Annotated in this window: 26 protein-coding genes, 3 tRNA genes and 3 pseudogenes; 20 read left to right on the top strand and 12 right to left on the bottom strand. The window is 68.9% G+C overall.

The window, feature by feature from the left end:
• The first annotated feature begins 24 nt into the window (after window positions 1–24).
• From ACSMXX_RS12120 to ACSMXX_RS12105, 4 genes are all read left to right on the top strand, one after another.
• Window positions 25–633: a hypothetical protein gene (locus tag ACSMXX_RS12120; RefSeq protein WP_473184028.1), complete on the top strand. Its 609-nt coding sequence runs from the start codon at window positions 25–27 to the stop codon at window positions 631–633.
• Window positions 634–692: 59 nt separating this feature from the next.
• Window positions 693–1,433, top strand: coding sequence for a hypothetical protein (locus ACSMXX_RS12115; protein ID WP_473184027.1), 741 nt, complete (start codon window positions 693–695; stop codon window positions 1,431–1,433).
• Window positions 1,434–1,635: 202 nt separating this feature from the next.
• Window positions 1,636–2,937, top strand: coding sequence for a hypothetical protein (locus ACSMXX_RS12110; protein WP_473184026.1), 1,302 nt, complete (start codon window positions 1,636–1,638; stop codon window positions 2,935–2,937).
• A 120-nt stretch (window positions 2,938–3,057) separates the two neighbouring features.
• A complete protein-coding gene (locus ACSMXX_RS12105) occupies window positions 3,058–3,498 on the top strand; it encodes a hypothetical protein (RefSeq protein ID WP_473184025.1) in 441 nt (146 codons plus the stop codon).
• A 232-nt stretch (window positions 3,499–3,730) separates the two neighbouring features.
• Here ACSMXX_RS12105 and ACSMXX_RS12100 read toward each other — a convergent pair whose 3' ends face one another.
• From ACSMXX_RS12100 to ACSMXX_RS12085, 4 genes and pseudogenes are all read right to left on the bottom strand, one after another.
• A complete protein-coding gene (locus tag ACSMXX_RS12100; protein WP_473184024.1) occupies window positions 3,731–4,351 on the bottom strand; it encodes a dihydrofolate reductase family protein in 621 nt (206 codons plus the stop codon).
• Between the two features lie 202 nt (window positions 4,352–4,553).
• Window positions 4,554–4,970 (bottom strand): GntR family transcriptional regulator, encoded by a 417-nt coding sequence (locus ACSMXX_RS12095; protein WP_473184023.1) that lies wholly within the window; start codon window positions 4,968–4,970, stop codon window positions 4,554–4,556.
• Window positions 4,967–5,788, bottom strand: coding sequence for a hypothetical protein (locus tag ACSMXX_RS12090; protein WP_473184022.1), 822 nt, complete (start codon window positions 5,786–5,788; stop codon window positions 4,967–4,969). Before ACSMXX_RS12090 ends, ACSMXX_RS12095 begins: the two co-directional genes overlap by 4 nt.
• Window positions 5,789–6,035: 247 nt before the next feature.
• Window positions 6,036–6,325, bottom strand: a pseudogene (locus tag ACSMXX_RS12085) (VOC family protein); the annotation flags it as partial.
• A gap of 204 nt (window positions 6,326–6,529) precedes the next feature.
• On the opposite strand from ACSMXX_RS12085, the gene ACSMXX_RS12080 reads away from it, so the two are divergent.
• Window positions 6,530–6,916 carry a DoxX family protein gene (locus ACSMXX_RS12080; RefSeq protein ID WP_473184021.1) on the top strand — a complete coding sequence of 129 codons (387 nt, stop codon included), beginning with the start codon at window positions 6,530–6,532 and terminating at the stop codon, window positions 6,914–6,916.
• Between the two features lie 23 nt (window positions 6,917–6,939).
• Here ACSMXX_RS12080 and ACSMXX_RS12075 read toward each other — a convergent pair whose 3' ends face one another.
• The 3 genes and pseudogenes from ACSMXX_RS12075 to ACSMXX_RS12065 form a co-directional block, all read right to left on the bottom strand.
• Entirely contained in the window at window positions 6,940–7,827 is an 888-nt protein-coding gene (locus tag ACSMXX_RS12075) for a sigma-70 family RNA polymerase sigma factor (RefSeq protein WP_473184020.1), read from the bottom strand.
• 174 nt (window positions 7,828–8,001) lie between these two features.
• A pseudogene (locus ACSMXX_RS12070) lies at window positions 8,002–8,607 on the bottom strand (LURP-one-related/scramblase family protein); the annotation flags it as partial.
• Window positions 8,608–8,787: 180 nt separating this feature from the next.
• Entirely contained in the window at window positions 8,788–9,240 is a 453-nt protein-coding gene (locus ACSMXX_RS12065) for a DUF7144 family membrane protein (protein WP_473184019.1), read from the bottom strand.
• A 357-nt stretch (window positions 9,241–9,597) separates the two neighbouring features.
• On the opposite strand from ACSMXX_RS12065, the gene ACSMXX_RS12060 reads away from it, so the two are divergent.
• On the top strand, window positions 9,598–10,656 hold the full coding sequence (locus tag ACSMXX_RS12060) for a YihY/virulence factor BrkB family protein (RefSeq protein ID WP_473184018.1): 1,059 nt from the start codon (window positions 9,598–9,600) through the stop codon (window positions 10,654–10,656).
• Window positions 10,657–10,735: 79 nt separating this feature from the next.
• On the opposite strand, the gene ACSMXX_RS12055 is transcribed toward ACSMXX_RS12060, so the two are convergent.
• On the bottom strand, window positions 10,736–11,407 hold the full coding sequence (locus tag ACSMXX_RS12055; protein WP_473184017.1) for an SDR family oxidoreductase: 672 nt from the start codon (window positions 11,405–11,407) through the stop codon (window positions 10,736–10,738).
• 45 nt (window positions 11,408–11,452) lie between these two features.
• Window positions 11,453–12,729: pseudogene (locus ACSMXX_RS12050) on the bottom strand (amidohydrolase family protein); the annotation flags it as partial.
• Between ACSMXX_RS12050 and ACSMXX_RS12045 the strand changes: the two are divergent.
• From ACSMXX_RS12045 to ACSMXX_RS12015, 7 genes are all read left to right on the top strand, one after another.
• Entirely contained in the window at window positions 12,656–13,129 is a 474-nt protein-coding gene (locus ACSMXX_RS12045; RefSeq protein ID WP_473185058.1) for a hypothetical protein, read from the top strand. The pseudogene ACSMXX_RS12050 and the gene ACSMXX_RS12045 sit on opposite strands and share 74 nt — an antisense overlap.
• A gap of 189 nt (window positions 13,130–13,318) precedes the next feature.
• Window positions 13,319–13,391 (top strand) — tRNA-Thr (locus ACSMXX_RS12040).
• 46 nt (window positions 13,392–13,437) lie between these two features.
• Window positions 13,438–13,510 (top strand) — tRNA-Met (locus tag ACSMXX_RS12035).
• Window positions 13,511–13,599: 89 nt separating this feature from the next.
• Window positions 13,600–13,764: a 50S ribosomal protein L33 gene (rpmG, locus tag ACSMXX_RS12030; RefSeq protein WP_046706212.1), complete on the top strand. Its 165-nt coding sequence runs from the start codon at window positions 13,600–13,602 to the stop codon at window positions 13,762–13,764.
• Window positions 13,765–13,981: 217 nt separating this feature from the next.
• Complete coding sequence (locus tag ACSMXX_RS12025) at window positions 13,982–14,461, top strand: FAS1-like dehydratase domain-containing protein (RefSeq protein ID WP_473184016.1); 480 nt, start codon at window positions 13,982–13,984, stop codon at window positions 14,459–14,461.
• Window positions 14,461–14,895 carry a MaoC family dehydratase gene (locus tag ACSMXX_RS12020; protein WP_473184015.1) on the top strand — a complete coding sequence of 145 codons (435 nt, stop codon included), beginning with the start codon at window positions 14,461–14,463 and terminating at the stop codon, window positions 14,893–14,895. Before ACSMXX_RS12025 ends, ACSMXX_RS12020 begins: the two co-directional genes overlap by 1 nt.
• Window positions 14,896–14,980: 85 nt before the next feature.
• The gene (locus tag ACSMXX_RS12015; RefSeq protein ID WP_473184014.1) at window positions 14,981–16,036 is read left to right on the top strand and encodes a UDP-N-acetylmuramate dehydrogenase; all 1,056 of its coding nucleotides are present in this window, start codon (window positions 14,981–14,983) and stop codon (window positions 16,034–16,036) included.
• A gap of 122 nt (window positions 16,037–16,158) precedes the next feature.
• Here ACSMXX_RS12015 and ACSMXX_RS12010 read toward each other — a convergent pair whose 3' ends face one another.
• The gene (locus tag ACSMXX_RS12010; protein ID WP_473184013.1) at window positions 16,159–16,803 is read right to left on the bottom strand and encodes an NAD(P)-dependent oxidoreductase; all 645 of its coding nucleotides are present in this window, start codon (window positions 16,801–16,803) and stop codon (window positions 16,159–16,161) included.
• A 93-nt stretch (window positions 16,804–16,896) separates the two neighbouring features.
• On the opposite strand from ACSMXX_RS12010, the gene ACSMXX_RS12005 reads away from it, so the two are divergent.
• Window positions 16,897–17,565 carry a TetR/AcrR family transcriptional regulator gene (locus ACSMXX_RS12005; RefSeq protein ID WP_473184012.1) on the top strand — a complete coding sequence of 223 codons (669 nt, stop codon included), beginning with the start codon at window positions 16,897–16,899 and terminating at the stop codon, window positions 17,563–17,565.
• Here ACSMXX_RS12005 and ACSMXX_RS12000 read toward each other — a convergent pair.
• Both ACSMXX_RS12000 and ACSMXX_RS11995 read right to left on the bottom strand, forming a co-directional pair.
• Window positions 17,562–18,575: an adenosine deaminase gene (locus ACSMXX_RS12000; RefSeq protein ID WP_473184011.1), complete on the bottom strand. Its 1,014-nt coding sequence runs from the start codon at window positions 18,573–18,575 to the stop codon at window positions 17,562–17,564. The genes ACSMXX_RS12005 and ACSMXX_RS12000 overlap by 4 nt on opposite strands.
• A 147-nt stretch (window positions 18,576–18,722) precedes the next feature.
• Window positions 18,723–19,961, bottom strand: coding sequence for a pyridoxal phosphate-dependent aminotransferase (locus tag ACSMXX_RS11995; RefSeq protein WP_473184010.1), 1,239 nt, complete (start codon window positions 19,959–19,961; stop codon window positions 18,723–18,725).
• 177 nt (window positions 19,962–20,138) lie between these two features.
• Here ACSMXX_RS11995 and ACSMXX_RS11990 point away from each other — a divergent pair.
• The 6 genes from ACSMXX_RS11990 (at window position 20,139) to ACSMXX_RS11965 (ending at window position 23,995) form a co-directional block, all read left to right on the top strand.
• Window positions 20,139–20,211, top strand: a tRNA-Trp gene (locus tag ACSMXX_RS11990).
• A 110-nt stretch (window positions 20,212–20,321) separates the two neighbouring features.
• A complete protein-coding gene (secE, locus tag ACSMXX_RS11985; protein ID WP_473184009.1) occupies window positions 20,322–20,600 on the top strand; it encodes a preprotein translocase subunit SecE in 279 nt (92 codons plus the stop codon).
• A gap of 70 nt (window positions 20,601–20,670) precedes the next feature.
• Window positions 20,671–21,528: a transcription termination/antitermination protein NusG gene (gene nusG, locus ACSMXX_RS11980; protein ID WP_473184008.1), complete on the top strand. Its 858-nt coding sequence runs from the start codon at window positions 20,671–20,673 to the stop codon at window positions 21,526–21,528.
• Window positions 21,529–21,689: 161 nt separating this feature from the next.
• Window positions 21,690–22,124: a 50S ribosomal protein L11 gene (gene rplK / locus ACSMXX_RS11975; protein WP_473184007.1), complete on the top strand. Its 435-nt coding sequence runs from the start codon at window positions 21,690–21,692 to the stop codon at window positions 22,122–22,124.
• A gap of 99 nt (window positions 22,125–22,223) precedes the next feature.
• Complete coding sequence (gene rplA, locus ACSMXX_RS11970) at window positions 22,224–22,946, top strand: 50S ribosomal protein L1 (protein ID WP_473184006.1); 723 nt, start codon at window positions 22,224–22,226, stop codon at window positions 22,944–22,946.
• A 152-nt stretch (window positions 22,947–23,098) separates the two neighbouring features.
• Window positions 23,099–23,995, top strand: a complete 897-nt coding sequence (locus tag ACSMXX_RS11965; protein ID WP_473184005.1) for an SCO4651 family lipoprotein — start codon at window positions 23,099–23,101, stop codon at window positions 23,993–23,995.
• Window positions 23,996–24,166: the final 171 nt, after the last annotated feature.

The following is a 24,166-nucleotide window of genomic DNA, read 5'->3' as shown; positions in this document are numbered from 1 at the left end:
CCTGGTAGTCCTTAGGATCTCCCAATGACTGCGCAAGTGCCGTCTATGGGGGACTACTTGGACACCGCCGAACAGCTCGTCACGGTCAGTGCGGTACTACTCGGCGCACTGACCACGCATGTGACCAGCTACCTGATGGAGCGGCAGCGCAACCGCCACGAGTTATCGACGCGGTGGGACACCGCCAAGCTTGACGCCTACGAGGGTTTCATCGACAGGACCCGGGCCTCCATCTTCCTCAGTGTGGAACTCTACGAGCACCGGAGCGGTCTGCGGGAAGGTGAGAGGTCTGAACGGGAGATGTCCGCGGATTTGGCCGACGCACGTCGTCTTCGTGGCCGCGCCTTCGAACGGGTGCTTCTGCTCGGTGGAGACGACGTCGTGGAGGCCGCACACGAGCTCAATGCCGCCGCTCTGCATGTTGATTGGCAGGCCAGCGGCAAGACTGAGGGAAGCCTGGCGGATTGGCGGGAGCGAAACCGTGTGGCGTTCGCCAGGATCAACGACTTCCACGAGAACGCTCGGGTTGATCTCGGCGTACAAGGCAGCGTCACGGGAGAGCGGCACCCGGAGCGGGATCTCCTGCTTCCTCCCGCGCGCCGCGACGAGAACAGCACACCGTCCGACACCTGAGCGGTGGACCTCCGGATCTCGTCTACGCTCAGGGCCCGAGAGGAGCCTGGCACCGGGCAATGAAACGTACGAGCGGTGGGCCGATGTTTCCGCCGTGGTCTGATCAGGGGAATACGGTGGAGATAGCGAAGCTCATACTCGACTACGTCAAGGTGTTCATTTGGCCCGGAGTAACCCTAGCTATCGTAGCCGCATTCCGGGCACCGCTAGAAGAATTGGTACATAGAATGCGTGCCCTAAGCGCGCCAGGGATAGATGCAGAGTTCTCGGCGCGGGTAGCCGAAGTAAGCGCAGAGGCAGGGGAAGCCGTCCAGCGCCATACCGCCGAGCCTTCGGAGGATGTTGCGCGCACAGCACCCTCGACCGAGGGTGAGTCAGAAAATGAACCACCGCCAACACCAGAAGAGCATCCCGGGCACACCTCCGGCATCGACGGAAATCAGAATATCCAAATTCTTCCAGATTGGGGGAATTTGTTTGCTTTGGCGGCACTCCATCCCGAACGCGGCTTGCTTCGTTCCTATGAGAGGCTTGAAGCGGAGATAATTGGGAAGCTGGATGCTCCAGGGGAAAACCCAATGATTCCACTTCCAGGGGCGCACTGGACGACACTTGAAGCGCGCTATGAGATCCCCGATGATATTTCGGCGGCGATTGGTGAACTACGCTCCTTGCGAAACGCCGTAGCACACGGGCGGCGCACATTGAGTGCAAGCGCCGCAACGGCATATGTGGCAACTTGCCAGGACGTGGTTGCGTGGCTGCGGAGCAACCCTCGCACTCTGCCGACTCTCTTCTGAAGCAGTTAGAGCAGAGCTCGCGTACGTCAGCACCGCCAACGGTTCGTTCTACGCCCATTGAGTGGCGGCCGGACCTTGGATAGCGCGACCGGCCACGTCACCAGCGATAAGGCAATCAAGTTGCGCGGCCGCAACCGCCGGCCTCTGTAAACAAGTTGCGTTCTCTCTCGTGGCCCGCCCTGGATCTGGCAGTGTGGCCTGCATGGATGCTGAGGTGATTGCTGCGTTAATCGGCGTGCCCACGAGCGTGGTGGTGGCGGCCATCGCCTACCCAGTCGGACGTGGGGTGGCGCGGCGACAGGCTGATGACGCGAAACAGCAGTGGCTGCGGGGAGAGCGTCAGTCTGCCGCCCGGTCTTTGGCGGTGGCCGCGACCGATTTCATCGAGGCTGCGGAGACAGTCCGGGAGGCGGTAACACGTCCGGACTACGGGCACACCCGCCGCCGGGAAGTCGCTGACCGTAAGCGGCTGGAGCCCGCCCTGTATGAGGCGCCGAAGCAGGCGCTGCGCGCTCTGCACGCTGCCTTGCCCGCGATGGCGTTGCACGGTCCGGACGCAGTCGCCGAGGCGGCCCAGAGGGTCTATGACGTCGCGGTATTGGCGACGGGACGACTGCTGCACTTTGATGCCACCGCTGTGCAGCGCTCCGTAGTGATCGCTCAGGCGTTGGAGAAAGGACCGTCGCAGGAGCGCACCGAGGCGGCCCTGGAGGACCTAGACACGGCCTATGCGCGGTTAGCGGCGCCCCTGGGGCTACCTGAGTTCGCCACAGGGGTGACCGAGGTGCTTGACGAGACTGCGCTCTTGGTGCCGTGCCTGAAAGCGGTGCGCATCGGCTCTCCCCAAAGGGACCCAGCAGCCACACTGGGCGCACTGCAGGAATTGCGGGAGGTTCGGGAACAGATGAGCGGCGGCCAGGACAGTGACTTAGGTGAACTCGCCGACATGTTGTTGAGCTACCTGCCCATGTTGCAGGCGGCGACAGGAGCCAAAACCGGTCACGTCGGCGTGCCTGACGCACTGCTGGCCATTCAGAAGGTTGTGACGCCCTCCAGCGTTGCCGAAATCTCACGGCTGACCGAAGCGAATCAAGAGCAGCTGGATCAGCTCCCAAAGGAGGTCCAAAACGAATTTCCTGAGGTGCTTGCGCTGCAAGAGATCCTCACTCAATTCGGCGATGGACGCGCGGTGGACGTCTTCCAGCAGATCAGTGAGTATCTTGCGATGGGCAACGATGTCGTGGCCGCGGCACTCGCGAAGGGCATGGACCCCCACTTCGCCGTCGCCGCCTGGCTCTCACACCTGCCTTCCCTAGCTGCGCGAGTAGTTGTCACCGCCGAGATACCCGAGGCGGCGCACGACCAGGTCATTCAGATCCACAAGAAGATCCTTGACAGGCGCGCCAACCACGCCCGCGAGGAAGCAGCCGCCGGCATGGCCAAGGTCGTTGAGGCCCGACTCGAATTCCTCGACACTGCCCGTGAGGTAGTCGGCGCCAAGTAGGGTCGCACATGCAACGGTCCTGGTCAGACGGGTACGTGTCGATCAGGTCCATCCACCGTCGCGTTCGCTGGCAAGATTCAGCCTTAACCGACCGCGGTCTGCCCCTCTACCGTGCCCCGCGTGACTACACCAAAGCTGCCCCACCTGTTCGGGCTCGACGGAGCCTGGAAACAGCTCGACCACGACCCCGTCTTGGACGCGCCTGGCGTCGAGAGGGGTGAAGGTAAAGACTTCGACACCCAAACCGAGCAAGCGGGCTACAGCTCATTCCTTAGCTTCCCTGCTTCGGACCTTGCCTTCCTCAGGCTGGAGGTCTGGCGGGCAAATCAGGTTGCAAGTCAACGCGGTGAGCCCGAGTTCCTGATCGATGTCTCCACGCAAGTTGGGTGGGACGTGGTGTACGCGGAGAACACTCCTGCCCTGATGGAGCTTCTGTCCCGCTGGGCACCAGCCGTGCAGGGGGCCGCGCTCGCCGACTTCCTGACAGGGCTGGAAGACCCCAAGGGCGCACACAGCACCTTGGGCAAACTCCTGCAAGAAGCCTTGAAGCAACAACGGTGACGCGCACCGCGTTGTGGCGGCTATGGACGTGGCGTGGACGGCACCTGGGGCAGAGAGGTTCCGGCAGGCTTCTGACCAGCTCATACAGACGCCGTAGCGAGGGGTCTGTAAATCTGCCGGCTCAGCCTTCCTAGGTTCGAATCCTAGCGCCGCCACAGCCAAAGAAAAGGCCCCTGACCTGCTCGTAAGCAGGCAGGGGCCTTTTCCTGTACGGGGTGTCGAGGGTGCGGACTCAGGGCAGCACGCGATAGGTCACGTGTGTAACCGAGTTCGCTGCTCGCGACTCCACCTGCGCAAGATTCAGTGACGGCACGCCGTCGAACAGCCGGGTGCCGGCGCCGAGTGTGAACGGCACGATGTGCAGCCGCAGCTCGTCGATCAAGCCTGCGGCGAGGTACTGGTTGACGGTGGTCGCGCCCCCGTGAATCGACACGTTGCGGTCCCCGGCAGCCTCGCGAGCCTGCCGCAGTGCGGATTCGATTCCGTCGGTGACGAAGTGGAACGTGGTGCCGCCGTCCATCGGTTGCGGGTCGCGCGGGTGGTGGGTGAGCACGAAGACCGGTGCGTGGTACGGCGGTTCGTCGCCCCACCAGCCCTTCCACTGCCGATCCCACGTGCCGCGTACGGGGCCGAACATGTTGCGCCCCATGATGAACGCGCCGACCGCCGTCAGCCGGTCGAGCTCGGCCTGCCGCTGCTCCGCGGTTTCGAACATCCAGGCGTGCAGCCTGTCTCCCCAGCCATCGCCGGCGTCGTCGCCGAACGGGCGCTGCTCGGTCTGGTTGGGCCCGGCCGAGTATCCGTCGACGGAGATCGAGAGGTCGCAGGTCACCCTGCCCGTTTGCTTGGTCACTGCGCCATCCTCCTGGTGGCGGCCTTCCGTCGCCTTGGCGGTGAGCCGCCTGATCCGTTCATTACCGGGGTGGACCGTTCCGGACCCGAGGACTCATCGCACGGCCGTACCCCCGTTTTCGGCGCCACTCGACGGCCGGCGGTCCTCGACGCTGTGCTCAGGCCTCCTCTCCCGCGCGGGCAGGAGCCCTGTCGTGCCTGGATCACGGCAGGTCGCCGTCCCGCAGTTTCGAGGTGGCCGGGCTTGACGAGGGCGATGCTGCGATGCCGTTGGTCAGCGCCGCCCGGACGATGCGGATGGCCTCGTCGGTGTCGATGCCGACGCCGGCGATGACGGCGGCGTACTCGGCGGCGGCTCGGCGTGCCCGTTCGTGTCCCTGCTCGCCGGCTGCGGAGACGAACGAGCCGGCCGGTCCGCGGGTCTCGATCAGTCCTGCTTCCTCCAGCTGCCGGTAGGCCCGGCCGACGGTGTTGACGGCCAGGCCGAGGTCTGCGGCCATGCGGCGGATGGTCGGCAGCTTGGTGCCCACGGCCAGTGTGCGGTCCTGGATCTGGCGGGCGAGCTGGGCCCGGAGCTGCTCGAACGGCGGGACGGGCGAGGCCGAGTCGATGACGATCACAGGTTCACCGGTGCGCTCGTGGCGTGCCGCGCCACCGTGCCGCTCTTCTCGGTCCGCCCTGTGATCAGGGCGAGCGTGATGATGCCCAGCACGATGAAGACAAGCCAGGCAGCGATCCACCAGCCAGGCGCGGTAGCCATCACCGACACGACCGGCAGCGACCACACCACGGTTGGCGTGGCGACCTGGCGGGCGTCCTCGACCCGCATCATGACGTCGGCCGTCAGCGAGACCTCGTCGTCGGCCACGACCGGGTGCGTCAGAACATGGCGCAGTTGGACAACCATCCCTGCCGCGACCCCGCCCAGTCCGATGAGCAGGAGGAGCGCCGCGTACCGCGAGGTGGAGTCCTGCACGGTCAGAGCACCGATCCCCAGCACCGTCGCGCCCGCGAAGGTGGCAACCGCGAACGCGGCACGCGGCCGGCCGAGCACGGTGCGCCAGCCGAGCCGGACCGGGTGGGCCGCCCGTCGCGGCAATGTCGCGCCGGCCCGCCGGTCGACCCGCCGCACCCGCCAGTCCAGCAGCGACTGGGCCAGCACCAACGCCACCACCACCGCAGTCAAGGCCAGCAGCGACCAGTGCGTGTACGACCTGGGCCCGTCGGCCGCGGCGTCGGCAGGCAAGGTGGCGACGTAGACGAGGGCGACCGCGACGACGAACGCGGCCAGCAGGACATCAGCGGCCAGACGGGCACGTCGCCGGGCCGCCAGGCGTGTGGCCAGCAACGGTGTCGGCCGGACCTCGGCCAGGCCGTGCTCGGCCAACCACACGCCGGCCCGCTCAACATCCGCCGGACGCACCGACTGATCAGTCATCTGCAACCTTCCCCTCAGCATGGCGCCCTATGTCTTAAGCTTTGTCTCAACAGAGTGCGTCAAGCTTTGCGACAAGTCAATGGGAAGGAGAGGGGCGGCGCCGGCCCTCGGGCCGCCCCAGTCGCCGGGCGCGAGCCACCCGGGCGAAGGCCTTGAGCGCCAGACACGTACGCGCCGAAGCAGCCGCGGAGCACGATCGGCACCCAGGGCTCACGTGCCGGGGTGTCGTCGAGGCTCCGCGTCAGGACGGCGCGAGGACACAGAACTCGTGGCCCTCGGGTCGGCCAGGCACGTCCACGGGACGTCGCCCTGGCCGAGGTCGAGGTCGGTGGCGCCGAGGGCCCGTTCCGGGACGGTGACGACGTCGACCCAGACGGCGACCGGGTCCGGCCAGACGAAACCGCCGACGGGTCCGACGCAGGTGGTCACCCCGGGCACTCCGCTGGAAGCACTCCAGCCGAACGCCTCCGCCCAGAACCGGCCGACCGCCGAGGCATCAAGAGCCTTGACGTTCGTCTGAACCGGTCGCAGTGCCATCCCCGCGATCCTATGCACCCGATCTGCGACGGCATCCGCAGGTGCCGTCGGCAAACAGAACTCGCAACCGGGCAAGTCCCCGTCGGACCCTCTCAGTTGCCCGGTCTCGCGACCGCCATCCTGGCGATGGGTTACCTTCCGGTTCCCAGCTCCGTCATCAGTACGACGGCCCCAGCGCCGACGTCACCCGATGAAGGAGCGCTCGTGAACACTGCACTTTGGATCATTGCCGGTCTACTGGCGACCGCATTCCTCATTGGTGGCGCCAGCTATGTCCTGATGCCCAAGGAGAAATACCGCTCGCTCGGGGGTGCGAGCGCGCACTGGGTCGACGACTTCAGCGACGGCCACGTGAAGGCCATCGGGACGGTCAAGATCCTCGGGGCGTTGGGACTGGTACTGCCGGCTCTGCTCGACATCGCTCCTGTGTTGGTGCCGATCGCCGCGTCGGGCCTGATGCTGTTGATGGCCGGCGCGGGCACCACCCGGTTTCGCCGTGGCGAATGGACTTACCTGACGGGGGACTTCGTCTTCCTGTCGTTGTTCGCCTTCCTGGCGTGGGGGCGGTTCTCGCTGGAGCCGTTCGCCTGACGGGCGGCCTTTCGTACGAGGCACTACGCCGCTGGGGCCGGCCCCGGGAGGTCCATGGCTGCGAGGCGCTTCGGATCGATGATCGACAGCATGTCGACGATCCGTCCCTCCGCCACGGTGCACGCCATCAGGGCGCGCGGCCGGCCCTTCGCATCCCACACCATGAAACCCGGCTCGCCGTTCACGAGGACGGTTCGGGTCCTCGCCGCCCGGCCGCCGCCACGCTGGGCCGTCGCGGCGACTTCGGTCGCTCCGACCTTCACGAACACACCACGTGCGGTGTGGCTGCGCAGCGTCACGTCAGGGTCGAGCACTCGAAGGAGACCTTCGAAGTCACCGCTCCGCGCCGCCGCGAGGAAGGCGTCGACCACCGCGCGCCGACGGTGCCGTTCGTCGGTGGGGCGTGGCGTCCCCTGCACCTTGCGGCGGGCCCGGCTGGCGAGCATCTTGGTCGCGTCGCTCGACTTGCCGATGATCTGGCCGATCTCCTCGAACGGCACCGCGAACATGTCGTGCAGCACGAACGCCAGCCGTTCGGTGGGGCGGAGGGTTTCGAGCACCACGAGGAGGGCCAGCCCGACCGATTCGGCAAGCACTGCGTCGTCCTCGGGCGCTCCGCCGTCGTCCTCCGTCACGACGAACTCGGGAAGGTGGTCGTACGGCGCCTCGGGTCTGGCCCTGCGCGAGCGCAGCACGTCGAAGCAGACGCGGCCCACCACCGTGGTGAGCCACCCCCCGAGGTTGTCGATGGAGTTCGGATCCTGGCGCGCCAGCCGCAGCCACGTCTCCTGTACGGCGTCTTCGGCGTCGGCCTGCGACCCGAGAATCCGGTACGCCAGCGCCACCAGACGCCCGCGCTGCTCCTCGAAGGATCCCGTCAGCTCCGCGGCCCGCGGATCGGGTTCCGCCATGTCGTCCTCCCGCACGCGAGTCCCGTCAAAGGTGATGACGCCTCGGAGACGGCAGAGGTAACGAGCACCGCGACGGTATCGCCGATCACCGGGGGAGTGTCCCGGTTGCTACCGGACGAAGTCCCTTCCCTGCCTGTTCCCTGCCTGCTGTGAAGCAGGACCGGGCGGGGGGTCTCAGCCCACTGCTCCCGCGTCCTGCTTCAGCGCGGTGTCGACGGCGAGCGCCGTCGCCACGACCAGGCTGCGCAGCGGCTCTTCGAGCGGCTGGTGGACCTCCAGGACGTAGTTGTCCGCGGAGGTGAAAGCCGCCTTGGCCAGGCCCGCCCACTTCTTGGTGATGCGGGCGACCTCGGTGCCGTTCTTGTCGGCGATGGAGAAGTTCCAGGCCCGCCAGTTCTCGGCCTTCAGAGTGCCGACCTGCCTGCCGCGCGCCTCCATCGAGAAGTTGATCTTCCCGAAGACGTTCTGCTGCACGATCTCGCCGACCTGCGCTCCGTCGGGACGTTCGACGATCAGGCGGGACTTCACGAACTTCGCGGGCCGGGTGAGGACGAGCTGCACGTCCCCCTTCGCGTCGCGTACCTCAAGGCGGTGTGTGAGGAACTGGTCGACGTCGGTGAGGAACCGCATCACCTTCTTCGCCTTGCCCTGACCGGTCTGCGTCACAGACCCCAGGGCATCACCGTCCCCGTCGAACACCTTGTACTCATTGGTGAGTTCGATCAGCTTGCCCTTCTGATTCACCACGAGGACCGGTGAGTCGAAGAGCGTGCGTCCACTGGGCCGTATGCGTTCTGAGGTCATGACCGGGACCGTACCGCCGCCATGCGGGAGCTCGTTGAGTAAACGCTACTCGTGACGGGTGGCACATCGGGCGCCCGGAGCACGTTCAGAACCTGCTCAGACCCTGGGACGGCTCCGGACCGGCACGTTCGGTCCGGAGCCGTCGTCTCGGCTGGGCTAGGTCGAAGCCTGCGATCGTGTGCCCATTCCCGCGCACAGTGCCCAGATGATGAATACGTCGATCGCCAGCGTGATCACTGCCCAGAGCGGGAAGTAGGGCAGCCACATGAAGCTGGCGATCATGCCGAGGCCGGCGAGCGCTATGCCCAGCCATCGGGCCCACGTGGCGCCCGTCAGCATCACGGCGATGCCGGCGACGGCTATCGCGGCGCCCAGAAAGAGATGGACCCATCCCCAGCCTGTGAGGCTGTAGTCGAACGCGTAGTTCGCGGTCGACGCGAAGACGGCGTCCTCGCGCAGGGCTGCGACACCCGAGGAAACGGCGAGCAGTCCGCCGAAGAACATCAGGGCACCGGCCAGCTTGGTCCAGCCGCTGAACATCGTCGTGGGCTTGCCGGTATGGCGCACCGCGGTGCCCGAATGCGCTCCACTGGCAGCATGAGTTGCCATGTCGAGACCCTCCTCCTGCAAGGTCTACCTTCACCTGTTCAGGTGCTTATGCCCCAGTTTGGCAGAATATCGGCAGGCTGCTACCGGAGACGTTTCCGCAGGTCAGAGCGGCAATCGAGGCTCACGCCCAGCCGGTCACCCCCCGCCACCCGCCGTCCCCGTGAGGGTCCTGTCGGCCGTCCCCGTCACCGCGGCAGGCCATGGGCCCGCGCGCCTCGGCGGCCCTTGCCGGCACATCCCGTACCTCCGATGTTTCCGGCGCGGTGAACCCGGCCAGACGCGTACCAGTCGCAACCGAGCGACGCGAGCCCGGGACGCCTCCCCGGGCACGGAGCGCGCCCGGGGAGGAGGAGCCGAGTGAGCACACGGGTTACCGGAGAAAACGCGGGAGCGGACGGCAGCCGTGACGGCCCCGCGGCACCAGCGGAGGCCGGGCCGGCGGCCTCTCCCGAAGGCCCGGCGCCGGTCTCGTTCCCGGCCGCGCCTTCGTCCCCGCCCTCGTCCCCATCCTCGCCCTCGGCCCTGCCTTCGTCCCCGCCCTCGGCCGGAACCCGGCCGGTACGCGCCTCCCTGCCCGGGGCCGCCGAGTGCCGCACCGCGCTGCGCCGTACGCCGGTCTCCGTCTGGAACGACGACGTCACCGACTGGGCGGCCGCCCTCACCTACTACGCGGTGCTCGCGATCTTCCCCGCGCTGCTCGTCACGGTCTCGGCCGTGGGCCTCGCCGGTACGGACGCGACCAGGGAGCTCATCGTCCGCGTCACAACCGTTCTGCCCGCCCAGTCCGGCGAGCTCATGGCCGGCGTGCTGAAGGACATGGCCGCGCAGAGCACCGCCGCCTGGCTGCTCGCCGTGTTCGGCACGGCCGGATCGCTCTGGTCCGCCTCCAGCTATCTCAGCGTCTTCCGCCGTGCGCTGCACGCCATGCACGGCGTCGAGGACCACCGCCCGGTGTGGCGTACGGTCCCGCGGATCGTGCTGACCGCCCTGGCGCTGCTGGCGCTCCTCGTCTCCAGCGTCTTCGTGCTCGTGCTCAGCGGCGAGGTCGCACGTGCGGCCGGCGGACTGCTCGGCATGGGCGGCTTCGCCGCCGGCGCCTGGAACACGATGAAGTGGCCGCTGCTGCTGGGACTGGTCGCGGTGCTCGTGCTGGTCGTCTTCCGCACCGGGCCCGCCGGGACGCGGGGTGTACGCAGGAGGGCTCCAGGCGGTGCGCTCGCCGTGGTGCTGTGGCTCGCGGCGTCGCTGGGCTTCGCCCTCTACACCTCGCACGTCGGCACGTACCACAAGCTGTACGGGTCGCTCGCCGGGATCGTCGTCTTCCTGGTCTGGCTGTGGATGTCGAATCTGGCGCTGCTCGTCGGCGCGCAGTTCAACGCCGAACTCGCCAAGTTGCGCCGCTGCTCGACCGGTTGAGCAGTTCTCAGCGGCTCATGAGCCGTCCCGGGAGCACCGAGCCCGAGCCCCCGAGAACCCGAGTCCCCGCCGGCGCGGCTCACCTCAGCGCGACCGCCCCCACCGCCTCGTCGACCGGGGTGTCACCGCCGATCAGTTCGAGCGTCATACCGGCGGTGCCGGGTGCGTGCAGCAGCGCTCCGAGCACCGCCGCGACATCGTCGCGCGTCACCTCGTCGCGCCCTGTCCGCTCCGCGAGCCGGACTTTGCCCGTACCCGGTCCGTCGGTCAGGCGTCCCGGCCGCAGCACCGTCCAGTCGAGGCCGCTCCGTGCCCGTACGGCGTCGTCAGCGGCGCCCTTGGCGCGCTGGTAGGCGGCGAAGACGGGGTCGGTACCGGGCGGCGGCTCGGTGAGGCCGGCGTCGGCACCCATCGACGAGACGATGATGTAGCGCCGTACGCCCGCCTGTTCCGCGGCGTCCGCGAAGAGAACGGCGGCGTCACGGTCCACCGTCTCCTTGCGTGCCGCGCCGCTGCCGGGGCCGGCTCCCGCGGCGAAGACGACGGCGCCGGCGCCCTCCAGATGAGCGGCGACCTCCTCGACGGAAGCCGACTCCAGGTCGCAGACGACCGGTTCGGCACCCGCCGCCCGCAGAGCCTCGGCCTGGTCGGGGTTGCGGATGATGCCCGCGGCCTCGTCCCCGCGTGCTGCGAGCAGGCGCTCCAGGCGCAGGGCGATCTGACCGTGTCCACCAGCGATGACTGTGCGCATGCCCCGACCGTACGTCACGTCTGCGGGACGCGCGCTGAGAGGCCGTCAGCCCTGCGACTGCCGCGGCAGATCGAACTCCGACGTACCCGTGAAGTCGCAGAACTCGCGCACCGCGCTGGTGCGTGCGACAACCCGCCCCCGGTGCACGACGATCCGGCTGTACGCGAGTGAGAGCGCCCCCGCCAGATCCGTACCGCGTACGGCGAGCAGCTCCGCCGGAAAACCCGCCTCCACCCGCACCTCGGGGAGGCCCATCGTCGTACGCGCCCGCGCGCACACCGCGTCGTACGCCGCCTCCGGCCCCGCCTCGCCGTGTGAGGCGAGCAGATAGGCGGCCTCCAGCGGATCGCCCCGGCCGACGGAGTTGGCCGCGTCCCGCAGCGCGCCGCTTCCCGCCGCGACGGTGACTCCGGCCGCTTTGAGCAGCCGTACAGGAGCGACTCGCGAAGGCGAGCTCTGCGAAGGACGCTCCAGCACACCGCAGCCGCCCTGCGGCAGGCACACCACCGTGACTCCGGCGGCGGCGAGCCGCTCGGCCGTACGGACCGCCGGCTTGTACGACATCCTCGCCAGCCCCGCGCACGGGCCGATGGCGACCCCCGGGCGCAGCCCGCGGCTGCCGCCGCCAGTCTGGACAGCCGGGCCGGGTCCCCGCCGTCGGTGTGGAGGTCGACGGGGCAGCCGTGCTCGGCGGCCACCTCCAGCACTGCGTCCACGTAGCCCGCCGGATCCGGGTCGAGGTCGGGGCAGCCGCCGATGACGGACGCACCCATCTTCACCGCGTCACGCAGCATCGACAGGCCGTCCGCACCCGCGACTCCGGTGAGCAGCCGCGGCACTGCGACGGTGCTCAGCTCCACGAGGCCGCGCAGCGCCCGGCGCGCCTGCAGCACCGCTTCCAGCGAGCGCAGGCCCGCGACGTCGCCGATGTGTACGTGCGTGCGCGTGGCGGTGGCGCCGAGCCCGAGCTGCAGCAGGGCGGCCTCCGTCGTGCGCCGCTGAACGTCCTCGGGGGCGCTGCGCGGAGGGCCGTCGGAGGTGGGGGAGACGGCGGTCAGCGCGGTGTCGTAGTGGGCGTGCGCCTCGGCCGGAGCCGGAAGCAGCAGATAGCCGGCGAGGTCGACCCGCGAACCGCCGGCCGGCTGCGGGCCCTGCGCGAGGCTGCCGGCCGTACCGACCGCTTCGATGCGGCCGCCGCCCAGCCGTACGTCCACGGTGCGGCCGTCGACGAGTCGTGCGCCGCACAGCATGAGGGTGCGGGGCGAGGCGCTGTCACCGGTGCTGTCGCGGGGGGCGGCCGGCTCGCGGGCGGCGACGCCTGGGGAGACGCCGGGGGACGGGCCGTGGGAGGAGTCGCGCTGGGGAGAGGCGGGGTCGGTGGAGGCGGAGTCCGGGGAGGCGGGGCCCGTGGAGGTGGAGTCCGGGGTCGCGGAGTCCGGGGACGTGGAGCCGGGGCCCGAGTCCTCACCGGTTGCCTCGGCGTTCCCGTCCCCGGTCTCGGGGCTGTTCGCCGGGCCGCTCGCGGAGCCGCTGCCGGGGCTGTCGGTGGGGCTGTTCGCGTCACCTTCCGCCGGGCCGCACGGCGAGCCGTTCGCATCTCTGCCCGGACCGCCCTTCGAGCCGGGGTCGTCGCGGGGGTCGTCGCCGTCTCCCGGCCTCGCTGACTGGCTGTCGGCCATCGCACTCCCCACATCGGCGGATGATCATGATCACGCAGCGTGAGTAGAGAGTAGGGCGCCGGTAGGGCACCGGCGAGGAGGAGGCCAATAGTCGTACTGGCGTGGTGCGAGGGGATGTTGGGGCCTTCCGTGACCTCGGATGAGACCCTTGAGGCAGGGCCGGGAAGGGTGCCTGACGGGCGCGATACGGATTTCACCTTTGGCTGTCAGGCGTGTAATGTCTTCACCGCTCGCCCCAATAGCTCAGTCGGCAGAGCGTCTCCATGGTAAGGAGAAGGTCAACGGTTCGATTCCGTTTTGGGGCTCTGATGTGTGAGATCTCCCGTCGGGAGATGGGAGTCCGCGCATCGAGGCGGTGTAGCTCAGTCGGTAGAGCAAGCGGCTCATAATCGCTGTGTCACCGGTTCAAGTCCGGTCACCGCTACTTCACCGAATGTAGCCGATTGTGGGTTCGGTCCTTCGATCGGCTACTCTTCCTGCGTTCTAGCCATCCGTCCGTCAAGGAGCACTCACGTGGCTGCCACAGACGTCCGCCCGAAGATCACGCTGGCCTGCGTGGAGTGCAAGGAGCGGAACTACATCACCAAGAAGAACCGGCGCAACAACCCGGATCGTATGGAGATGAAGAAGCACTGCCCGCGCTGCAAGGCCCACACGGCGCACCGCGAGACACGCTGAACCAGGCCCTTCTACGAGGCCGTCCCCGCACCGGGGGCGGCCTCGTGTCGTTGGCCGCCGGACTCCCGGCCCAGCCCGGTCCAGACCCAGCCCGGTCCAGACCCCGCCCGGCCCGACTCGGGCAGGCCAGGAAGGCAGGCGGGCCGGCCGACCAGGACCGTTCACGGTCCCCCTCTCCGGCCCGATTCACCGTCACCGACCAGGAGGTGCCGCACTCATGGCGCTCGACCAGTCCTTCGTGGGGCGGAGCTATCCGCCCACAGCCCCGTACGAGGTGGGCCGCGAGAAGATCCGCGAGTTCGCCGAGGCCGTCGGCGACTCCAACCCGGCGTACACGGACCGCGAGGCCGCCGAAGCCCTCGGGCACCCCGATGTGATCGCCCCGCCCACGTTCGTCTTCGCGATCACCTTCCGCGCGGCCCGACAGGTCACCCAGGACCCGCAGTTGGGCCTCGACTACAGCCGAGTGGTGCACGGGGACCAGCAGTTCGCCTACACCCGTCCCGTACGGGCGGGGGACCGGCTGACCGTCACCTCGACCATCGAGTCGATCAGGTCCATGGCCGGCAACGACATCCTCGACGTGCGCGGCGAGGTGCACGACGAGTCGGGCGAGCACGTCGTGACCGCCCACAGCAAGCTGGTCGCCCGCGGGGCCGAGGAAGAGCAACCCGCGTCGGAGACAGGGGAAGCGTGATGGCAGCGAAGATCGCGTACGCGGATGTCGAGGCCGGCACCGAACTGCCCGCGTGCACCTTTCCCGTGGACCGGGAGCGGCTCGTGCGCTATGCCGGAGCCTCCGGAGACTTCAACCCCATTCACTGGAACGAGCGTTTCGCCAAGGAGGTCGGCCTGCCCGACGTCATCGCTCACGGCATGTTCACGATGGCCGAGGCGATCCGCGTCGTCACCGACTGGGCCGGCGATCCGGCGGCGGTCGTCGAGTACGGGGTGCGCTTCACCAGGCCCGTGGTCGTGCCCGACGACGACAAGGGCGCGTCCGTCGAGGTGAGCGGAAAGGTCGCGGCCAAGCTCGATGACGAGTCGCGCACGGTGCGGGTGGATCTGACGGTGATGAGCGCGGGCCAGAAGGTGCTGGGCATGTCCCGGGCCGTGGTGCGGCTCGCCTGACGGCTGCGTACGCCGGGGGCAGGGATACGGGCGCCGCAGTGGGCGCCCGCCCCGGCCGCGCCGCGCGCTCTCGTACGCTGGGCGCGTGCAGGAACTCCAAGACGCCCCCCTCGCCCCGCTGACCACCTTCCGGCTCGGCGGTCCCGCCGCCCGCCTCCGTACCGCTTCGACCGACGACGAGGTCGTCGCCGCCGTCCGCGAGGCCGACGCCGCCGGCACCCCGCTGCTGATCGTGGGCGGCGGCAGCAACCTCGTCATCGCGGACGAGGGCTTTCCGGGCACCGCTCTGCGCATCGCCACCACCGGCTTCGAACTCTCCGGTACGCGCCTGGAGTTGGCCGCGGGGGAGAACTGGTCGGATGCCGTGGCCCGCACCGTCGAGGCCGGCCTCGCGGGTGTCGAGTGCCTGGCCGGAATCCCCGGCTCCGCCGGTGCGACGCCCATCCAGAACGTGGGTGCGTACGGACAGGAGGTCTCCGCGACCATCACCGAGGTCGTCGCCTACGACCGGCGTACGGACGAGACGGTCACCATCCCCGATTCCGAGTGCGGCTTCTCCTACCGCCACAGCCGCTTCAAGGCCGACCCCACCCGCCATGTCGTGCTCCGTGTCCGCTTCGAACTCGAGGACGCCGGTGGCCTGTCGGCACCGCTGAAGTACGCGGAGACCGCCCGCGTCCTCGGCGTCGAGCCCGGCGACCGGGTGCCGGCGCAGACCGCACGCGAGACCGTACTCAAGCTCCGCGCGGGCAAGGGGATGGTGCTCGACCCGGAGGACCACGACACCTGGTCGGCAGGGTCCTTCTTCACCAACCCCGTGCTCGGGGAGGAGGAGTTCGCCGCCTTCACCGCCCGCGTGGCCGAGCGCCTCGGGGGCGACGTCGCGGCGCCCGCCTTCCCCGCCGGGGACGGCGGCACCAAGACCTCGGCGGCCTGGCTCATCGACCGCGCCGGGTTCCCGAAGGGCTACGGGACGGGGCCGGCCCGTATCTCCACCAAGCACACCCTGGCGCTCACGAACCGGGGAGAGGCATCGACGGCAGATCTGCTCGCGCTGGCCCGTGAGGTACGGGACGGAGTGCGCGAGGCCTTCGGCGTCACGCTCGTGAACGAGCCCGTGACCGTCGGCTGCGCGCTGTAGGAGGGGCCGGGACGGCACCTCCCCGAGGTAGGCGCACGCGCGGCCCGGCACCTCGCAATCCCTGGCGTGCATCCACGAGCCCCCCGGCTCTCGTCCCTGGCAGCACGCCCCACCTCAGGTCCTCAGGAGGCGACCCCTACCCCCTGCTCCATCGTCGCCGGATCCTCCACCATCGCCAGGATCGCGGCCGCCAGATCGGCGCGGGAGACGGAGTGGCTGCGCGGAACATTGCCGCCGATCACCCGCTGGTACGTGCCGCTCGCGGGCTTGTCCGTCAGCTTGGGCGGCCGCACGACCGTCCACTCCAGCCCGCTCGCCCGCACCACGTCCTCCATCACCGCCAGGTCCGCGTACACCTGACGCAGCGCCCGCCGCACCAGCGGCACCATCACCCCGCGGACCAGCAGGCTCTCGCCCTCGCCCCAGGAGACCACCGGAGCCGCGCTCACCCCGATGTAGCGGCGCACCCCGCCCTCCTCCATGGCGTGCAGTATCGCCGCCGTCCCGCGTGAGGCGATGCCTGCAGCCTTGTTGCCGGGTGCACCCAGGGCCGAGAGCACCGCGTCCCGCCCGGCCACCGCGGGCACCAGCGCCGCCGGGTCGGTGACGTCCGCGGTGACGACCTCCAGACGTACGGGTCCTTCGTTCCGCACGGGCAACCGGGCAGGGTCCCGTACCACCGCGGTGACCTCGTGCCCGGCGTCCAGCGCCTGCTGTACGAGCTGCCGGCCTGTGCCGCCGGTCGCCCCGAAGACTGTGAAGCGCATCAGCGTCGCCCTTCCGTGATCCCGGTGAGGAGTCGAATAGTGGGTGAGTGTTCACTCACCCACTGCCCACCACTGTGCCACTAAGGTGAGCGAATGCCCACTCACCCTTCGGGCTCCGCCCGCGCCACCCGCGAACGCATCCTCGACGCCGCCGAGGAGCGGATGCGCACCATCGGCCTCGCCCGCGCCACTACCAAGGAGATCGCCCGCGCCGCGAGCTGCTCGGAGGCGGCCCTCTACAAGCACTTCAAGAGCAAGGAGGAGATCTTCGTCCACGTCCTGAAGGAGCGGCTGCCTCCGCTCAGCCCGCTGCTCGACGAGCTCACCGCCGGTCCCCCCGCAGCCAGCGGCGCCGATGCCGACGCCCGAAGCGTCGAGCAGAACCTCACCGAGATCGCCCGCCGTGCGGCCCGCTTCTACGAACGCAGCTTCCCCATCGCCGCGTCCCTCTTCGCCGAGCCGAAGCTGCTGCAGCGTCACGACGATGCGATGCGCAGCCTCGGTACCGGACCGCACAAGCCCGTCGAGTCGCTCGCCGCCTATCTGCGCGCCGAGCGCGACGCCGGCCGCCTCCGCGCGGGCGCCGACCCGCGGGCCGCTGCCGCGCTACTGCTGGGGGCGTGCAGCCAGCGTGCGATTCTGCTGAGCATCGGGGGCGGGGCCGAGGCAGCGCAGCCGCTGGAGGACTTCGCCGCGGGCATCGTCCGCACGCTGCTGGCCGGAATCGCTCCCGCCGCAAGCCCGGATACGGACACTCGCTAGGCGAGCCACTCGTCGATGCCGGTCAGCACCTTCTCGCGCACCTCCGCCGGCATCGAGGCCGCACGCACCGACTGCCGTGCCAGCTCGGCGAGTTCGTGATCGGTGAACCCGTGCGCGTCCCGTGCGATGGAGTACTGGGCGGCCAGCCGCGAGCCGAACAACAGCGGGTCGTCGGCGCCGAGAGCCATCGGCACCCCCGCGTCCCAGAGCGTGCGCAACGGCACGTCCTCCGGCTTGTCGTACACACCCAGCGCGACGTTCGAGGCCGGACAGACCTCGCAGGTGACGTTGCGTTCCACGAGGCGGGCGAGCAGCGCCGGATCCTCGGCCGCCCGTACCCCGTGCCCGACACGGGTCGCCTGCAGGTCGTCGAGGCAGTCGCGCACGCTTTCCGGCCCTGTGAGCTCCCCGCCGTGCGGCGCCGCCAGCAGTCCGCCGTTACGGGCGATCGCGAACGCCCGGTCGAAGTCCCGTGCGAATCCCCGCCGTTCGTCGTTGGACAGCCCGAATCCGACGATGCCGCGGTCCCGGAAGCGCACGGCGAGGCGCGCGAGAGTACGGGCGTCGAGCGGATGCTTCATCCGGTTCGCCGCCACCAGGAGCCGCATTCCGAGGCCGGTCTCCCGGGCCGCGCTCTCCACCGCGTCCAGGATGATCTCCAGCGCCGGGATCAGACCGCCCAGCCGCGGTGCGTACGAGGTGGGGTCCACCTGGATCTCCAGCCAGTGCGATCCGTCCCGCACATCCTCCTCCGCGGCCTCGCGTACCAGCCGCCGGATGTCCTCGGGCTCGCGCAGGCAGGAGCGCGCGATGTCGTATAGCCGCTGGAAGCGGAACCAGCCCCGCTCGTCCGTCGCCCTCAGCTCGGGAGGCTCGCCGCCGCTCAGCGCCGACGGCAGGTGCACGCCGTATTTGTCGGCGAGCTCCAGCAGCGTGGCGGGACGCATCGAACCCGTGAAGTGCAGATGCAGATGGGCCTTGGGCAGGGTGCGCAGATCTCGGACAGCCATCCACAGATCCTGCCGCAAACCGCTCGCCCGCCGGTAGCCGCTTGTCCCTGAACGAGCGCCGGACCGAACACGAGGACGGCCCGCCGGCATCTGCACCGGCGGACCGTCCTCGACTGCGAACTCAGGGCCGCGCGGCCCCCGGCCCGCTCAGCCGCGGGCCTCGCCCAGCAGCTTCTGCATGCGGGAGACGCCCTCGGCCAGGTCCTCGTCCCCGAGCGCGTAGGAGAGCCGCAGGTAGCCGGGGGTGCCGAACGCCTCGCCGGGTACGACCGCGACCTCCGCCTCCTCCAGGATCAGCTCGGCCAGCTCCACGCTCGTGGCCGGGCGCCTGCCACGGATCTCCTTGCCCAGCAGTCCCTTCACGGAGGGGTACACGTAGAAGGCACCCTCGGGCTCGGGGCAGACCACGCCCTCGATCTCGTTCAGCATCCGCACGATGGTGCGGCGACGGCGGTCGAAGGCCGTACGCATCGCCGCGACCGCCTCCAGGTCGCCCGAGACGGCGGCGACCGCGGCGACCTGCGCCACGTTGCTGACGTTCGAAGTGGCGTGCGACTGCAGGTTCGTGGCGGCCTTCACGACGTCCTTCGGACCGACGATCCAGCCGACGCGCCAGCCGGTCATCGCGTACGTCTTGGCCACGCCGTTGACGACGACGCACTTGTCGCGCAGTTCGGGTACGACGGCGGGCAGCGAGGTGAACACGGCGTCCCCGTACACGAGATGCTCGTAGATCTCGTCCGTCATCACCCACAGCCCGTGCTCGACGGCCCACTTGCCGACGGCCTCGACCTGAGCCGCCGGATAGACCGCTCCGGTGGGGTTGGAGGGTGAGACGAAGACCACCATCTTCGTACGCTCCGTGCGCGCCGCCTCCAACTGCTCGACGCTCACGAGGTAGTCGGTGGTCTCGTCGGCGGTGACGGGCACGGGCACGCCGCCCGCGAGCCTGATCGACTCGGGGTAGGTGGTCCAGTACGGAGCGGGGACGATGACCTCGTCACCCGGGTCGAGGACCGCGGCGAAGGACTCGTAGATCGCCTGCTTGCCGCCGTTGGTGACCAGCACCTGCGCGGGTTCGATCTCGTAACCGGAATCGCGCAGCGTCTTCTCGGCGATCGCGGCCTTCAGCTCCGGGAGTCCGCCGGCCGGTGTGTACCGGTGGTTCCTCGTGTCGTGGCAGGCCTGTGCCGCCGCTTCCACGATGTAGTCGGGCGTCGGGAAGTCCGGTTCGCCCGCGCCGAAACCGATCACCGGACGCCCGGCGGCCTTGAGGGCCTTCGCCTTGGCGTCGACGGCGAGCGTCGCGGACTCGGAGATCGACCCCACTCGGGCCGAGACACGTCGTTCGGTGGGTGACTGTGCAGGTGGCGTTGCAGCGCTCATAGAGGCATGTTCCCAGACGCCCGCACGCCCCGGCACCGGGGATTCGGGGCAGGAGCGGGGTTACGTGTTCGACGCCCGCCCGTGGACCACGTACACTCACACGTCGTCGGTTCCCGGCCCGTCATCAGGCACGCACACCGAGCAGTCGTTCCGATGCGGTAAGTTGGGGAATCACAAAGGGTCGTAGCTCAATTGGAAGAGCACTGGTCTCCAAAACCAGCGGTTGGGGGTTCGAGTCCCTCCGGCCCTGCTCCACACACCGTCGATGCGGCGTGTGAGTGCTTGCGTACGTACTGAAATGCACCGCTGTGCGGCCGGGCCGGACGCCGCATGGCAACGACCCGGATCAGGTGAGGACGAGTGACGGAGATCACGGATACCACCCAGGTCCCAGAGCCCGGAGGGTCGTCGGAGGGCAAGTCCCGCCGAGGGGGCAAGCGCGGCAAGAAGGGCCCCTTCGGGCGCCTCGGCCTTTTCTACCGGCAGATCGTCGCCGAGCTGCGCAAGGTCGTCTGGCCCACCAGGCATCAGCTGTCGACGTACACCTCCGTGGTGATCGTCTTCGTAGCCGTCATGATCGGTTTCGTCACCGTGATTGACTACGGGTTCACCGAGGTCATCAAGTACGTTTTCGGCTGAGCCCGCGAAGGTACCGCCACGCGGCGCCTTCCGTACGTCGAACCTATGAAGCCAGGAAGAAGCAGCCACCGTGTCTGATCCGAACCTGAACGATGCCGTCGAGTCCGGCGAGGGCGACGACACCGCACGCGACATCGTCGAGGCCGCGGACGACGGCGCGGAGCAGGAGCAGATGGACGCCGGGGGCGAGTCGGCAGAGGAAGCCGCCGTCAACGTCGAGTCGGACGCGATCGCGGAGACCGCCGAGGACGCCGCAGCGCAGGATGCCGCCGAGGCCGGGCTCCCGGAGGAGCCGGAGGCCGAGGACCCTGTCGCCGCGCTCCGCGACGAACTGCGCATCCTTCCCGGCGAGTGGTATGTGATCCACACCTACGCGGGCTACGAGAACCGCGTGAAGACGAACCTCGAGCAGCGTGCCGTCTCGCTCAACGTCGAGGACTTCATCTTCCAGGCCGAGGTGCCGCAGGAAGAGGTCGTCCAGATCAAGAACGGCGACCGCCGCACCGTCCGGCAGAACAAGCTCCCGGGCTACGTCCTCGTCCGCATGGATCTCACCAACGAGTCCTGGGGCGTCGTCCGCAACACCCCGGGCGTCACGGGCTTCGTCGGCAACGCCTACGACCCGTACCCGCTGACGCTCGACGAGATCGTCAAGATGCTCGCCCCCGAGGCCGAGGAGAAGGCCGCCAAGGCGGCAGTCGCCGAGGAGGAGGGCAAGCCCGCGGGCGGTCCCGGTCGCAAGGTCGAGGTCCAGGTGCTGGACTTCGAGGTCGGCGACTCGGTCACGGTCACCGACGGCCCGTTCGCCACGCTCCAGGCGACGATCAACGAGATCAACGCCGACTCCAAGAAGGTCAAGGGCCTCGTCGAGATCTTCGGCCGGGAGACCCCGGTCGAGCTGAGCTTCGACCAGATCCAGAAGAACTGAGCCTTAGCGCCTCGGCGTTCGGCAGCTCGGCGCATCCCTCGCGGGGCGCCTGAGCTGCCGGTTTCAGCGCGCACCACGGTACGGGCTATCGTGGTGCGGTATGCCTTCATCCGCTCGAAGGGTGGAGGCCGAATCACCTCTCACTAGGACCCGGAGAGAGCATGCCTCCCAAGAAGAAGAAGGTCGCGGGGCTGATCAAGCTCCAGATCCAGGCCGGCGCGGCCAACCCGGCACCGCCGGTCGGCCCGGCGCTGGGTCAGCACGGCGTCAACATCATGGAGTTCTGCAAGGCCTACAACGCCGCGACCGAGTCGCAGCGCGGCTGGGTCATCCCCGTGGAGATCACGGTCTACGAGGACCGCTCCTTCACCTTCATCACCAAGACGCCGCCGGCGTCGAAGATGATCCTGAAGGCCGCGGGCGTGGACAAGGGCTCCGGCACCCCGCACACGACGAAGGTCGCGAAGATCACGCGTGACCAGGTGCGGGAGATCGCCACTACGAAGATGCCCGACCTGAACGCCAACGACCTGGACCAGGCCGAGAAGATCATCGCCGGCACCGCCCGTTCGATGGGCGTCACCGTCGAGAGCTGACCGGCCGGTCACCCCGTGGAAGGGCCGGCGCAGGCCCGTACCACGACTCCGTAACCGCCGTGCGGCCGCAGCCGTACGACGACACTGTCAGGAGCAGAAGTGAAGCGCAGCAAGTACTTCCGCGAAGCGGAGGGCAAGATCGACCGGGAGCGTCTCTACGCCCCGCTCGAGGCCATCCGCCTCGCCAGGGAGACCTCCACGAAGAAGTTCGACGCGACCGTCGAGGTCGCCCTGCGTCTGGGCGTCGACCCGCGCAAGGCCGACCAGATGGTCCGCGGCACCGTGAACCTGCCGCACGGCACCGGCAAGACCGCCCGGGTCCTGGTCTTCGCGACCGGTGACCGTGCAGCAGCCGCGGAGGCCGCGGGAGCCGACATCGTCGGCGGCGACGAGCTGATCGAGGAGGTCGCCGGCGGCCGTCTGGACTTCGACGCCGTCGTCGCCACTCCGGACTTGATGGGCAAGGTCGGCCGCCTCGGCCGTGTGCTCGGTCCGCGTGGTCTGATGCCGAACCCGAAGACCGGCACCGTCACGCCCGACGTGACCAAAGCCGTCAACGACATCAAGGGCGGCAAGATCGAGTTCCGTGTCGACAAGCACGCCAACCTCCACTTCATCATCGGCAAGGCGTCCTTCGACGACACGCAGCTCGTCGAGAACTACGCCGCGGCGCTCGACGAGGTCCAGCGTCTGAAGCCGTCGGCCGCCAAGGGCCGTTACGTGAAGAAGACGTCCATCGCCACCACGATGGGCCCCGGCATCCCTGTCGACCCCAACCGCACCCGCAACCTCCTGACCGAGGAGGACCCCGCCGCGGTCTGAGCGCCCTGCTCAGACCCGCGGGCCGCGCGATGTGACGCTGGGCCCCGTCCTCTCCGGAGGGCGGGGCCCAGCCGTGCGTTGCACGCGGCGGGCATGTCCGGGATAAGGTCCTCTGCGTACTGCTCAACAAGTGGAAAACCAGGGGGAATCAGATGCGCCAGGCCCGAATCGCCATGATGGCGGCCGGAGTTGTGATGGCAGCAGGCCTCACTGCCTGCGGTGGCGGCTCCGGCAGCAAGGACTCCGGGAGCGGCTCCGAGGAGAAGCAGGGCCTCTCGCCCGCGCAGGTGGCCATCACCGAGCTGGAGCAGGCGTCGAAGAGCACGGAGGAGAAGAAGTCCGCGAAGGTCGAGGGTGACCAGACCCAGGGCACCCCGCGCGGCGAGATCTCCACGAAGACCGAGGGCTCCGTCGACTGGTCCGGAGGCGGCACCACCGCCGACATGACCGTCACCCAGCAGGGCTCCGGCGCGAGCGGCCTGCCGACGAGCGGCAAGCCCATGCCCGCCCGCTACACCGAGGACGCCATGTACGTGAACCTCGGCGACCAGTTCGCGTCCACGGCGGGCAAGGGCAAGCACTGGATGAAGTACGACTACGACAAGCTGGCCGAGCAGTCGGGCCCGTCGGGGGCGCTCATCAAGGACCAGATGCAGAACAACAACCCGGCCCGCTCGGTCGATCTGCTCCTGGCCAGCGGCAAGGTGAAGAAGGTCGGTTCCGAGACGGTCAAGGGCAAGAAGACCGACCACTACAGCGGCACCATCGAGGTCGCCGAGCTGGCTCGGATGCAGTCCAAGAAGCTCAGCGAGAAGGACCTGGACCAGCTCTCCGACCAGCTCAAGCAGCAGGGCTTCAAGACCGAGAAGGTCGACGTCTGGATCGACGGCGACGATCTGCTGGTGAAGAAGCAGGAGCGGGCCAAGGGCAAGAACGGCGACCTGAACTCGACGGTCTTCTACTCGGACTACGGCACCGAGGTCTCCATCGAGGCGCCGCCCACCTCCGACACGCTCTCCTTCGAGGAGGCGCTGCCCGGCAGCAGCTGAGCCGGAGATCAGCGAGAGTACGCCCCCTTCCGGCACCGGATTTGGTGCCGGAGGGGGCGTTCGCGTAATCTCGTACGAAGCCAAAGACCGCTGGTCGTCGTCGTGCTCACTCAGAGGGCACGGTGGCCGAAGGATCCGCTAGCTGCGGGCGACCCGCGTAGGTGAATGAGG

The sequence above is a fragment of the Streptomyces sp. DSM 116795 genome, from assembly GCF_055792905.1.
Note: the sequence above shows the minus strand (reverse complement) of the source record. Positions and strands in the feature narration are given on the sequence as shown.